Below are 13,701 nucleotides of genomic sequence, written 5' to 3'. Positions count from 1 at the left end.
CCAGCTTTCCGACCCCGTGATCCTAAAAACAAGCTAAAATGCGGACAAGGATTCACGCCCCATCACAGGATAAAGCAATGACCAGAACCTCGATTCTATTCTTATTGCTAATCACTTCGATTGCGCAACTCAACGGGACAACAACTGCCGCAGAATCACCCGGCATATTTGGAATTCAATACGGATCGGGCGACTTCAAACGCCCTCAAAACTTATTAAAAGAAAATCGAATTGATCTCGCCTATGATGATTTCGGAAGTGAATGGTCACTCAGGTTACACGGAGCCATCATTGCGCCTGTGACCGGTCGAGTCCGAATCCAATTAACCACCAATGAGGATGCTCGCCTGCGTCTCGGAAATAAGATATTGCTGGATTCATCCGACGGACAGACGCTTGCGGATATCGAGATGATGAAGGGCAAGCGACTTCCACTCACGATCGAACTGCGTAAGGACAGCAAGCGTAACCCAACAGTTCTCAAGCTCGAGTGGAGCTATGACGACCAACCTCTTTCGGTGATTGGCGAGAAATCACTGGTCCATTCAGAAAAAGCTAGAAAAGAGTTTCACCAACAGTTAGCCGACACCGTGGACGATGATGATGATCGGCCGATCGAGGTGCTTCCATCCGCAGAGAAACCAAAGAAACTCTCCTACTTACCAAAGACAGGCATTGGTTTCCATCAACGAGCCGGCGAAATGGATATTTCGATTGATGGCAAATTGTTTGCAACTTACGTCTGGAGTGATCCGCGCACAACTCGCCCGTACTTCAAGCAGATTCACGCCCTCGGCGGGAACATACAAGTCACTCGAAATCACCCTCCCCTACCCACAGATTTCTACGACCACGAGACCTACCACCCGGGAATCTGGTGGGGATTTGGCGATGTGGGAGGCAACGACTATTGGCGAATGAAGGCGAAGATCATTGGTGGAAGCTTTGTCGACGAGCCAACGGTTCACCAAAACATTGGCCATTTTGCAGTCAGAAATCAGCTTTTGACCAACGGCAGTGATGTGCCGTTCGGCGAACAAATATGTCGATATTCCTTTCGTAAAACGGCTCATGGGATTTTGATGATTTGTGAAAGCACATTCCGCAATCAAGAGCGTGATTTCTGGCTGGGAGACCAGGAAGAAATGGGACTGGCCTTCCGAGTTGCTAAGTCGCTGTGCGTGAAAACACCAAACGGCGGGATGATTCGTGACAGCGAAAATCGCACTGCACTAAAAGCCATTCGCACTAACCAAGCCGACTGGTGCGAGTACAGCGGACCGGTGTTTGATCAAACCGGAAAAAAACATCACGGCGGCCTTGTGCTAATGAACGATCCAGCCAACTTCCGAAAACCCTGGTGGCACGCTGTTGACACAGGGCTGTTAGTCGCAAATCCACTCGGAGAAAACGAACTTAACGGACGTGGTAAGAAGCGTGAAAATGTGCTCGTTAAGAAAGGAGAACCATTCCGTTTGAAATATGGAATCCTGGTTCATTCGAATGACTCGATCGATCAATTTTCCCCAGCCAGCGCGTACAAGGAGTTTCTGCGGGCCCTTTCCCAAAACTTCAACGACGTCCCTCCCACCGAGAAATCCCAATCGGCTTCCGACCTGCCACAAGTTCCTACCGGATTCGAAATTTCTATCTTTGCCAGCGAACCACGAGTCTATAAGCCAACGTCGCTATGTTTTGATTCCCAAGGACGCTTAATGGTTGGACAAGGCCCCCAATATCCTCGCAATATGCCGGATACACCGCCTGACAGTGTGGTCTTGGTGCTGGACACCGACCAAGACGGACAGGCGGACACCACAAAAACATTCGCGACAGGATTCAACAGCATCCAAAGTTTGGCTTGGAAGGGAAACGACCTCTACGTTGCAAACGCTCCCGAATTGACTGTCGTCCGAGATCTCGACGGAGATGATGAAGCGGACGAGTACGTAGTCCTCTACACCGACCTTGGCAACCGAGAGCATGCGTTACACGGACTGACTTGGGGCCCAGACGGGCGACTCTACATGTCGAAGGGAAATTCCAAGGGACACAATCAGCCAGAAAAATACGGTTATGTGGCACCCCGCCCCTTTCGAGAACTGTGGGACGTCGAACATCCTCCCGGAGCACCGGACGCCTATCCACCGAAAACGCACACGAAACACAGCTACCGAAAAAGTTACCATCATTGGTCCGACGATTGGGGACGTGAGGGAGGAGTTCTACGTTGCGATCCGATGGGCACCAATCTTGAGATCGTTGCCCGAGGCATGCGAAACCCTTGGGATATCACACTCGATGACCAATTCAATTGGCTGGGCACCGACAACGACCAAGACCAGGGCGATCGAATCATCATGCCGTTTTTTGGGGCTCACTTTGGATGGGGTCATTCGTACAGTAGCCATTGGACCGGCGACAATCATCTGGCAACGGCTCCGATTAGCGGTCCGGTGTTTCATGGCTCGGGAACCGGAATCGCATTCTATTCGCACCCTCATTTCCCAGCCAAATTCCGCAACGTTTTTTTCATTAATGACTGGCTCCGAGGTACCTATCTCTATCGACCGACTTGGGATGGCGCGCTAATGCTTCCTGCGAATGGACGTTGGGAACAGTTCGTGAAACGAGGCAACGGCAAGCTGCTCTACCGACCTACCGATCTGGAGTTTGCTCCGGATGGCACAATTTATATTTGCGGATGGGGAGGTGACTATCACTACGATCCTGCAGACGCCGGTAGTTGGTTGTTTCAGATTTCCCACGGCGGCAAGACTGATCAGTCGACCATCGACTCCAGCCGAGCTCGCCCGTATTCAGCATGGTCGGTCGATGAACTCATAGCAGATCTTGGACCGGCAAGCATTCCGGTTTGGCGCGTCAATGCACAGGATGAACTTGTCCGTCGAGGAGACAAGATCTTGGCTAAACTCGAGAGCGCCGTCGCGTCAGGTCACCTTCATCAAGGACAACAAACCTGGGCATTGTGGGCGATCGGCAGGAATGACAAGCGAGCATCCGCCAAAAACATCGACCAACAGATGTGCGAAATCATCACCTCCAAATCGCCTTCGCGGGAAGCAAAGCACTCCTTGAACCTACGACTTCAAGCTGTCCGAATTCTCGCTTTTCGAATCCAACGACAGATGATTCTTGCCGAATCCATGGCTGACGTTCAGGCCGCCATCAGCGTTTCGCTAAAAGACCCAGAACCGAGAATTCGTTTTGAATCCGTGCAAGCCATCTGGCAGGCCAATTTGACAGACCTGATCCCACCACTGATTGACCGACTTGCGATTGAAAACGACCGCGTGACTTACTACGCCGGCTGGCAATCACTGAGGAGATTGATTTCGATCTCCGAACGCAAGCAGCTACTCCAAAACCAGCAGCCGAGAGTCCGACTCGCAGCCCTGCTAAGCCTGCAAGAGGGACACGAACTCACACTCGACGAAGCCGTCAGGCTGGCCGAAGTCGATTCGGATGAACAGGTCCAAAACTGGGCCTTAACCTGGGCGATGAATCCACGCCCGCCCCAAAAGATGCCAAATACCCAATCCCGGATCGAGCTCGAAGAATCCGTCTCGGTTCGTGACTTAATCAAAAAAGCCAACAAGGCAAAATCGCCACAGGTGCGACGGGTTTACTTAAGGATGCTTTCCAGAGCAACGTACCGGAACGACAAGGATTGGGATGCAATTCATCAACTCTACGGTCTCCTGGAATCGGCTGAAGATCAGTCACTTTTGATCCGCCCTCTCGCTCGAAAAAACCAAGCCCTGGATTTGCTATGGGCGGCACTTGCCGGCGAAGATCAACTACAACAGGCCGCCATCAACGGTTTTGTTTCGCTTTCCCGCCAAGATGGAAATTCCGCTGTAACCATCGCTGACGACATCTTGCAACGATTGAACACGGACTCGCGTCAACCCTTGGTAAGCCCGGCGATGATCGTCTTATCACGCCTCCAAATACCCGTCGGCTGGACTCCAATCGATGCTAGGCAAAACATTTTCGCATCCGCAATACAGAACCATCGTGACTCGACAACCGTGCGCAACACACTCATCACACTGCTCTCTGTCAAGGACGAAACATTACGAACAAGTGCACCTCTAAAAGGAGCGATTCGAGCGCTCTGCCAGACACCAGAACCGCAATTCTTCACGCTTTTACAGCATCTGAATCAAAAAGCCAACTTGGCAATTGACCTGCCAGAACCGCAACGAGCGACTGTTGGGTCCGTGATAGAGCATTTACCGATGGCGGATGCAAAACGAGGCAAACAGCTTTTTTTCGACAGTTCAACAAGCGGCACAAACTGCGCATCATGCCACCGAATATCTGGACGCGGTACCAGTTTTGCTCCCAACCTATCCGGTGTGGGAACACGACTTGATGGGAAAAAACTCGCGCAGTCGATTTTACAACCAAGTGCAACGATCACCGAAGGCTACCAACAACAAACCATCGTGACTAACGAGGGTTTGACCTTCGTGGGTGCCGTTTTACAAGACAACGGCCGCGACATCCGACTCGTCACAGCCGATGGCAACTTGCATCAGATCCCTATCTCAATCATTGAGCATCGGGAGACATCCCAGATTTCAGCAATGCCAAGCGGATTTGATTTATTGGGCGATGCCCAGGTGGCCGATCTGGTCAAATATCTGCTCAACTGCCGAGAAGAATATTAGCAATTCTCAACAAATCCCATTCCTTCGTTGGCACATAGAGCAGCATCACCAGGATCTTTTCACCGCTTAGCGCACACGTTTTCGTCTCATCTTGCTACGCGTGCGTCAATGTTGAAGCCATTCAACGTCTTACTTCCCTTCCGGGATCGATTCCATTTGAAACGACTCCCAATCATCCGATGTGGCGAAATACACAGATGCCGGTAAATGGCTTCGGTCAGCATCATTGCGCAGATAAGAGAACTTCCAAACGTCGCCTTTTTTTACCACTGTTTCAGCATGGAAGTCGTAGAAACCATTGATCCCGGCGCGGGCAGAGTATACCCCCCATTGGTCTGCTTTGCGGGGACTAAATTCCTTGACCTGATTGTCTGCCGACACCAAGAAGACATAAGAAGAGGTGGGGATCACAATTGATCCGTTCAAGATGAACGGTTGATAGGCAACACCAACGTCTGATTCATTGCGAAAGCTGCCCACAGGAACCGTCTTGCCATTTTTCACGATCCAATAGGTACGTTTGTAGACTCGGTCAGGCCAATTCAATTCACCATGATCAATCTTCTCGTGCACCGTTGCGCCGGGAAGCTTCCAACTCTTTTCCGAAACAATGGTTCTTTTTTCACAGCCGCTGATGAACAGTAGCGTCATGCTGACCACCACAGCCTGGAAAACCCTTCGGGAAAAAAACAATCGATCGATATCAAAATGCTCCATGTTGGACCCTTGAACTTTTGCACGCAAATTGAACTAAACGTTTTTTTAATGCCCGTTTGGCAGACAACAGTTCGCGGCAGCTTCCGTTCGAGAATAGCATGATGCGTGTGAACAAAACGAACCCACCCGAGCCAACTGGCCAGCCAATTCTCCGTTCAGATCCCGACCGACCGTCTTTTGCGGCACATTTTGCCCGAAGTGGTGCTTGGTCGAACAAGCTTCCGGCAGTCGGCAAAGCTTCCTAAGCAGCTTGAAACCTGTTTGACTCGAAAACCGAACATTAGGCAAGGATGTCGGTGATCACCTCTCCATGAACATCAGTCAACCGTCGCTCGATTCCGTTGTGGTAGTAGGTCAACCGCTGATGATCGAGCCCCAACAAGTGGAGAACCGTCGCGTGAAGATCGTAAACCGTCGCAACATTCTCTACGGACTTGTAACCAAATGGATCGGTAGCCCCGTAAGAAAATCCTTTTTTGACTCCGGCGCCAGCCAACCAAGAGGTGAAACCAGCCGGATTGTGATCTCGCCCACTTGCTCCCTTCTGAAACGTTGGCATCCGCCCGAATTCGGTACACCAGACCACAAGTGTATCTTCGAGTAATCCCCGTTGCTTGAGATCTCCCAGCAAAGCAGCCGCCGGTTGGTCGAGAATTGGGCCATGCACACTGTATTGTTTCTTCAAGACTTTATGTCCATCCCAATTACTAGTCCCTTCACCGCCGGTTTGATAGGCACCATTGAACAATTGGACAAAGCGAACACCGCTTTCCAACAGGCGTCGAGCGAGAATACAGTTACGGGCAAACTGGGCCTTCAGCTTATTCTCAGGATCGTCAGCTCCGTACGCTTTGAGAACATGCGCCGGCTCTGTCGACAAGTCGGTAATTTTGGGAACGCTCAACTGCATCTTGGCCGCTAATTCGTAGCTGGCAATCCGCGCGGCCAATTCTGAATCTCCGGGAAACTGTTGGAGATGATGCTCATTTAATCGCTGAAGAAAATCACGCGTTGCTTTGTCTTCAGCAGGGCTAATTGCCGAGGGTCGATCCAGATTACGAATCGGTGACGCGGCGTTAAAATCAGTCCCTTGAAAAACCGCTGGCAAGAAACCAGGCCCCCAATTATTAACACTCGATTGAGGTTTGCCGCGCGGATCCGGAATCGCAACAAAGGCAGGAAGATTCTCATTTTCGCTTCCCAGCGCATAGGTCGCCCAAGAGCCCACACTTGGAAATCCATCGAGCGTGAAGCCTGTCGACATGAAGTTCTCCCCGGGACCATGCGTATTTGTTTTGCTGGTCATCGAATGGACAAAACACATGTCGTCAGCATGTTCCCCCAAATGATCGACAAGCGTAGAAATCATCTTGCCAGATTCGCCTCGCGGCTTAAATTCCCAGGGACTTTTTTGCAACGCGCCTTGCTCTCCTTGAAACGTAATCACTTTTTCAGAAGAAGGCATCGGTTGATCGTGCCTGCGAATCAACTCCGGCTTGTAATCAAATGTATCAAGGTGGCTGCAGGCACCCGCACAAAAAATCACTAAAACATTTTTAGCCTTGGCATCGAAATGTGGTTGACGGGCAGCATTTGGGTTTTGAGGGTCGATCTTTGGACGCACCGGCGATCGGTGATCGGCGCCGAGCAATCGCTCTTGGGAGAGGAGATTCGCCAACGCAATTCCGCTCAACCCGCTGGCCGTATGTGCCAGAAAATTTCTACGATCAAGCAAGTCACGAGAATTCATAACACGTGTTGCCTCATTGAATAAACAGGAACTCATTGGCGTTGAAAATCGCTCGACATAACGCCGTCAAACCATACTGGTTGACCAACTCGACTGCCATGTATTTTTCAGTGATACTCGGATCACGCGAAAACGCAACTTGGAAGATAAAATCCACCTGGCCATTAACAGTCTCATCGCCTGCCTCGCGTGTGCGATCCGCAAAGAGTTCCGCTTGTTGCAGCATGAACTTAGAATTCAACAAGTTCAATGCTTGTAGTGGAGTCGTCGAACGACTGCGATCAGGAATAACTTGACCGCCGTCGGGGCAATCAAAGGTACCAAATACTTCATCCTGCTCTTGACGAATTTTTGTCATATAGATCATGCGTCGAAACTGTTCCGGACCGAATTCCTCGATGGGGAAATAATGATGGACATTTTCGTGATTAATTTCAAACAACAGAAACCCCGGACCGCCGGCTTTTGGATTGAGAGCTCCTGAAACCTTCAAAACGCAATCGCGAATCGCCTCAGCTTCGAGTCGTCGCGGTGGATAGCGCCATAACAGACGACTTGCAGCGTCGCTTTCCAATCCATCCTGACGTGGCTTGCTAGACTGCTGATAGATGTGCGACGAAAGGATCTGTCGGTGCAACCATTTGAGTGACCAACCGTTGTTCATGAATTGGCTGGTCATCCAATCAAGCAACTCAGGATGCGAGGGTTCTGTTCCGTTCAGTCCGAAGTCACTCGGCGTCGAGACGATACCGGTGCCGAAATGGTAATGCCAAACACGGTTCACAATAACTCGAGCGGTTAAGGGATTGTCAGATTGGGTAATCCATTCGGCCAAGGCCAATCGACGTCGACTCTCACTCGCCTCACTCGTCAACTCTAAGGAGCCAATGACGCTTAGTGCATCCGGATTAACTTCCTCGCGCGGCGCGAGTGGATCTCCGCGGTGTAAGCGTCGAATAGGTTCTGGATTCTTGAAAGTCCCCACATAGGCTTTCGGAATGTTATTTTTCACGGCTGCCAATTGATTCTTAGCTTCCTGAAGGGAGGCAAAGAGCGATCGTGCCTCGACAGCCTGCTCTTCGGGTAATTTAGCGATAAATGCGTCTTCGGAATTCGCCGTAAAGGGTTCACGTCGGTCAGACGACGAAACCAAAGACCACTCATTTGATGTATTGGCAACTTCAATCCGATAATTGATCGCAACGCGATCACTAAAACGACCATCGCGATCACGCCCCCAACGAACTTCTTCAATCTCGGCAACATCGGGAAATTCGATTTGAATCCAACCGCTTCCCCCCGTATTAGAAATCCAGCTGTGATTATTTCCCGGCTTCCCATCATTAAGATGTTCGAGCTGATGGATTGCGTACCCCGGCAAGGTCCCGGAAGCCGTTGCCACCGCACCGTCCGCAGCGAGAGCCACGTTACGGCCATCCTTGGTCAGGACTTCAAACTCATCAATCCCAGGTTCTGAGCTATTCGTTGCGAGGATGGTGAAGCGGATTTTTTTCGCAAGCACCGGCTCAAATCGATCGACATTCAATCGGGCCTTCACAGCCGGCAAACGTTTCGATTGCCCCTCCTTGACCTCAATCGAAACGGCAAGCTTTCGCATTCGATCAAACTTGGCTTCCAGTTGTGTCAGCTGGTCCGTGAAGTTGGCGATCTGCCTAGCTGAATCCTGAGTAGCAATTGCAGTCAGTGGTCGTTCGCCATGCTGAACCCCTGCAAATACCGCTTGCAATGCATAATAGTCACGTTGCGGAATGGGATCGAATTTGTGGTTATGACATCTCGCACAACCAATCGTCATTCCCAGAAAGGCAGTGCCTGTTGTGTTGACAAAATCCGCCAACTCATCCTGCCGCTGCATCAGTGTCAAATTGATATCAGGACTCTTCACCATGTCGTACGGACCGCCGACTAGAAAACCAGTTCCGACTTCATCCCCGGCCACATCTCCTGCCAGTTGGTCGATAACAAACTGCCGGTAGGACTTATCCGAATTCAACGCGTCGATCACGTAATCACGAAAATAATAAGCGTTTTCGCGATCACGATTGACCTCAAAACCGGTCGATTCTCCGAACCTTGCAACGTCCAGCCAATGCCTCGTCCATCGCTCGCCGTAGTGCGGACTTGCCAACACGTTATCGATGACCTTCCCATAGGCATCGGGCGCGGTATCTTCCACAAATCGCTTGACTTGTACGGCGGTAGGTGGCAACCCATGCAAATCAAGATAAACTCGTCGGATCCAGGTCACACGATCCGCCAACTCAGAAAAATCAAGCTTATTGGCCCGCAGCTTTTCCAAGACAAACAGATCGATCGGCGTCTTGGTATAAGTCGAGTCTTGCTCAGGAGGACTCACCTCCACCACTGGCTGAAAAGACCAGTGATCGGTCGTGATCTTCGCATCGGCCTTTCCGGCAAACTCATCGGGCCACGTCGCACCCGCATCGATCCAGCGTTTTAAGATCGAAATCTCTTTCGCGGACAATGGCTCACCTTCACCATCCGGAGGCATGCTGATTTCATCCTCGTGGATTCCCGCCACAAATTGGTAGAGAGGACTTTCTGAAGCGTTGCCGGGTTGAATAGGAGGATCGCCGAAATCCGCCGACGCCAGTGCTGAAGAACGCAAGTCCAGCCGATAATTACTTTCCTGAAGATTCGCGCCGTGACATTCAACGCAATGCAATTGAAGAATCGGTGAGACCTGGCGACCGAAATCGACCGGCTCCTCACCCTTCGTTGGGAAAGTCAGGAAAAGGATGACCGCAATGCAACCAGCGATGATATTGAGTTTGCGCACGATTTCGAATCATAGGGTTAGGAAGGGAGGTACAGGAACCAAGACCCTGCACCCCCTATCGTCGCCCGACTCGTAACAAGATGCAAGCCCGACCGGAATTAGTTCCGCCGGCGCAGACGGGAGCACACAGCGATCAAGCCAATCAATGCCAGGCAGGCACTACTCGGTTCTGGAACGACGTAAACCTCCAACTCGTCAACAGCGGTTCCGCCCGCCAGTCCAACGACCGGTACCAAGAGACGAACGCCAGTCGCCATCACAGGATCATCTCCCTGAGCAACATCAAATTCATGACGTAAATGGCCGGTAAACGAGCCACCGGGACCGTCAGGAAAATCTGTTAGGTAGTTGAGCGAAGCGACTGTTGTCCATGCCTCATCGGCGGCTCCGCTCGGATCGTCGGCTGTTGTAACTTGGAGGGTGTATTGCCCCGCCCAACGGTCAACACAAGTTCCACCGCAAGCATCGGTCTCGGTATTACCGTTATCACGTCCGAAGGCAATGCTGGTCACCGGCTGTAAACTGCCCAAAGCAATCCCCGCCACGGCCGGCGGACCGTCCGGATCACCGCTGCCACTAATCCAGCTGTTGGCATTGCCATAAAAGCCATCATTGAGATTGCTGGCGACATGGAAACCGATCCCTATTTCCGGCCCGAGGTCACTGCTGGAAAACGCAGTCGCTCCGTTCGCTGCCAAGGCAGCGTTATCGGGCACAACCGAACCCGACGGTGGCGCTAAATCATCAAAATAATCGCCATCGTTGCCGTCCCAACTTACCTGGTAACCTTCTGCCGAAATAATATCAAATGGTGACGGAGGCGGAGGAGGATCGACCACGTCACCCGCAACATTGTAAACCTCGATCTCGTCAATCGCAGTCCCACCGCCGATACCGGTTGCTGGCACAACCAGCCGAAGCCCGGAGGCAGCAATAGCATCGAAATTGAATCGATGTCTTACGAATGTTTGGTTGTAGTTGCTGCTGTGTCCTTCGCTGGCCCCATAATCGAGCGTCCCTAGGTCCGCCCAACCGGATCCGGGATCCCCCGTAACGGCGAGTCCCAAGTTGCCACTGGGACTCGCTACCTGCGTATATTGCAGGCTGTAAAGACCCTGAGAACGGTCAGTGAAGGCAGCAAGGTTATCGCGTCCAAACGCAATACTCTGGACATCGTTCACCACAGCGCCAAAATCAATACCGGCAAAGGCTAAGGGATCGGACGGATTGTTATCCCCTCCGATCCAACTATTGCTATTTCCGTAGATCTGGTCGTTCAGATTCCCAGCGACATGAAAAGGAATGCCAAGCTCAGGACCAAGGTCACTACTGGCGAAAGGGATCGCTCCCGTCGCAAGATTAGCCGGCACAGAGCCACCCGTCGGACCTTCCTCCACCAGAACAATTCCCCCTGTCGAGGTGAGCTGCGCTGTGAGCGAACTATTGAAAACGAAAACGGCCAAAACAACCAATATCGGTTGCAGACCACAAATCTGCAGATATCTAATTGCATTCATCAAGCTGACCCTCAAAGTTGGCGAATTCAAATACGACAATCGACGACGAAACGAAATCGACAACCGAGAAGCAACCAAGCAGCCTTGAAAAAACTAAGACAAACTTGAAACAAGGCAGCCACGCCGAGTCGGCGCAACAGAATAGAACGAACCGGTATTTGCTAACTCTTGATTGTCGGAGTTATCCGTTTCGCGTCACTGGCTGCCCTTGTCACCGCAAATAAGATTCTCGTGTGTAAGTAAACCGGTCTACCACAACTTCTCTAATTAACAAATCCAAGTTTTTCGTGTTTCTTTCGGCGAACGAATCCGAATGCCAACGCGCCGATTGCCATTCCAATCAAGCTCGATGGCTCCGGCACAGCCGCGACCGCAGGCCGAACTCCCTTGTTGTATCCGCCGGCGACAAAAGCAGTCACAAAGTCGCTGCTGTCAAAAGCCCCATCGCCATTCCAGTCGCCGGTCGCCCAGGTCGCGGGCTTCCCGGTTTCAAAAGACTCAGCCTGAAAAACAATCACAAAGTCGGTGCTATTAAATTCGTTATCGAGATTTGAATCACCGGACCAAGTGTTCATCAGGTCTTCAATCCAAAACCCACGATCAGCCTCGTCTACGAAACCGTCCTGATTGGTGTCAAAGCGAGCTTCCGTCGAACCGTTCCGCACCGCTGCGGAAAGATCGTCGATATCGTTTACATCACAGGCACCGTCACCGTTCACATCACAAAGATTAGCGACGGCAGCGGCATAGATCTCGATTTCATCAATCGCCGTACCACCAGCCAACCCCGTGGTGGGGACAACAAGACGCACGCCGGTGGCAAGAACTCCGCCCGTCCCGTCACTCACGGTGAACTCATGACGAAGATAGTCGGTAAAGTCTTCGCGCCGAACCGCATAGGTCACTTGGCCAATATCCTGCCAGCCTGTCGAAGCATCGCCGGTCGCGTCTGTATCTTCATCCGGTGAATCCACTTGAGTGAACTGCAAGAGGTAACTACCGAATGATCGATCTGTACATTGTCCACCGCAGGCGTCTGTGAAGTCGTTGCCATTGTCACGTCCCCAGGCAACGCTCGTGATTCGTTGCTCTTCTGACAGGGCAATCCCCGCAAAGGCATCTGGGTCAAAAGGATTGTCAGAACCGCCAATCCAGCTGTTTGAATTGCCATAGAAACCGTCGTTTAGATTCTCAACGACATGGAAATCAATGCCCAATTCAGGCCCTAGATCACTGCTGGAAAATGCATCGGCACCGTTGTCTTCCAAGGCCAGGTTATCGGGAACGAATGCTCCGTCCGGCGGTGGCTCACTATCAAAGAAGTCACCGTCGTTGCCGTCCCATCCGATCGAGAAGCCGGGCGCGGATTCAATCTTGACTGCAGGAGGCGGAGGAGGCGGCGGTGTAAATTCACCCGGCACATCATACAACTCGATCTCGTCAATCGCGGTGCCACCACCAAGCCCCGTCCCTGGAACGATCAAGCGAACGCCGGTAGCCTCAACCGGATCAAAATTATACCGATGCCGTTGCCATGTATTGTTGTAATTGGTACCGACACCATCGCTCGTCCCATATTCCAAATTCCCGATGTCAACCCAACCCGTGATCGGATTTCCCGTCGTATCGAAATCAAGGTCGGAACTTGGATTGGGAACTTGTGTGTATTGTAGCGTGTAAAACCCGAGATGACGATCTAAACAAACAGCACCCCCGCAACCATTGTCGCCACTCAATACATTGCTGCGTCCAAAAGCAATGCTCTGGACCTGGGCGACGGGAGTCGCCCCGAGATCAATTCCAGCAAAGACATCAAAGAATGGATTTTCGTCCCCGCCGATCCAACTGTACTCGTTACCATAGGAACCATCATTCAGGTTATCGATGTAGTGGTAATCGATGCCAAGTTCGGGGCCGAGCTCGCCCGTTGCGAAGGCCGTGCCGCCAAGCGCTAAGTTCGCCGGAACAGAATCACCACCCAAGCTGACTGCGGGCCCTTCCTCAACCAACAGCAGGCCGCCCCCATCAATCAAAAGTTGGGCCGGCGCAGTAGAACCCAACGCGTTCAAAGTAAAAACGAAAGCGATGAAACAAACATATTGTCTGCTGGTCATGGTCAACATCCTGAGAAAACATCCCAATACTTTCCACATTGTCCACCGATTTTACTGGCACTTTTTTTCAAAAACAACAAAA

Annotated in this window: 6 protein-coding genes; 1 reads left to right on the top strand and 5 read right to left on the bottom strand. The window is 51.5% G+C overall.

The genetic code is table 11. The features are described 5' to 3' along the window. Positions 1-77 precede the first annotated feature (77 nt). Entirely contained in the window at positions 78-4,700 is a 4,623-nt protein-coding gene (locus tag P8N76_19015) for a PmoA family protein (protein ID MDG2383772.1), read from the top strand. A 129-nt stretch (positions 4,701-4,829) separates the two neighbouring features. On the opposite strand, the gene P8N76_19010 is transcribed toward P8N76_19015, so the two are convergent. From P8N76_19010 to P8N76_18990, 5 genes are all read right to left on the bottom strand, one after another. Continuing rightward, a complete protein-coding gene (locus P8N76_19010; protein ID MDG2383771.1) occupies positions 4,830-5,351 on the bottom strand; it encodes a hypothetical protein in 522 nt (173 codons plus the stop codon). A gap of 346 nt (positions 5,352-5,697) precedes the next feature. Further along, the gene (locus P8N76_19005) at positions 5,698-7,167 is read right to left on the bottom strand and encodes a DUF1501 domain-containing protein (GenBank protein MDG2383770.1); all 1,470 of its coding nucleotides are present in this window, start codon (positions 7,165-7,167) and stop codon (positions 5,698-5,700) included. A 13-nt stretch (positions 7,168-7,180) separates the two neighbouring features. Then, positions 7,181-9,988: a PSD1 and planctomycete cytochrome C domain-containing protein gene (locus P8N76_19000; protein ID MDG2383769.1), complete on the bottom strand. Its 2,808-nt coding sequence runs from the start codon at positions 9,986-9,988 to the stop codon at positions 7,181-7,183. 98 nt (positions 9,989-10,086) lie between these two features. Next, positions 10,087-11,505, bottom strand: coding sequence for a hypothetical protein (locus P8N76_18995; protein ID MDG2383768.1), 1,419 nt, complete (start codon positions 11,503-11,505; stop codon positions 10,087-10,089). Positions 11,506-11,768: 263 nt separating this feature from the next. Then, the gene (locus P8N76_18990; protein ID MDG2383767.1) at positions 11,769-13,619 is read right to left on the bottom strand and encodes a PEP-CTERM sorting domain-containing protein; all 1,851 of its coding nucleotides are present in this window, start codon (positions 13,617-13,619) and stop codon (positions 11,769-11,771) included. Positions 13,620-13,701: the final 82 nt, after the last annotated feature.

This window comes from Pirellulaceae bacterium (genome assembly GCA_029243025.1).
Classification (GTDB): Bacteria; Planctomycetota; Planctomycetia; order Pirellulales; family Pirellulaceae.
The sequence above is the reverse complement of the archived record's forward strand: the minus strand, read 5'-3'. Positions and strand labels throughout refer to the sequence as shown.

Coding starts and splice junctions, on each gene's coding strand:
- P8N76_19015 (MDG2383772.1), top strand. CDS start 78: ATGACCAGAACCTCGATTCTATTCTTATTGCTAATCACTTCGATTGCG.
- P8N76_18995 (MDG2383768.1), bottom strand. CDS start 11,505: ATGAATGCAATTAGATATCTGCAGATTTGTGGTCTGCAACCGATATTG.
- P8N76_19005 (MDG2383770.1), bottom strand. CDS start 7,167: ATGAATTCTCGTGACTTGCTTGATCGTAGAAATTTTCTGGCACATACG.
- P8N76_18990 (MDG2383767.1), bottom strand. CDS start 13,619: ATGACCAGCAGACAATATGTTTGTTTCATCGCTTTCGTTTTTACTTTG.
- P8N76_19010 (MDG2383771.1), bottom strand. CDS start 5,351: ATGACGCTACTGTTCATCAGCGGCTGTGAAAAAAGAACCATTGTTTCG.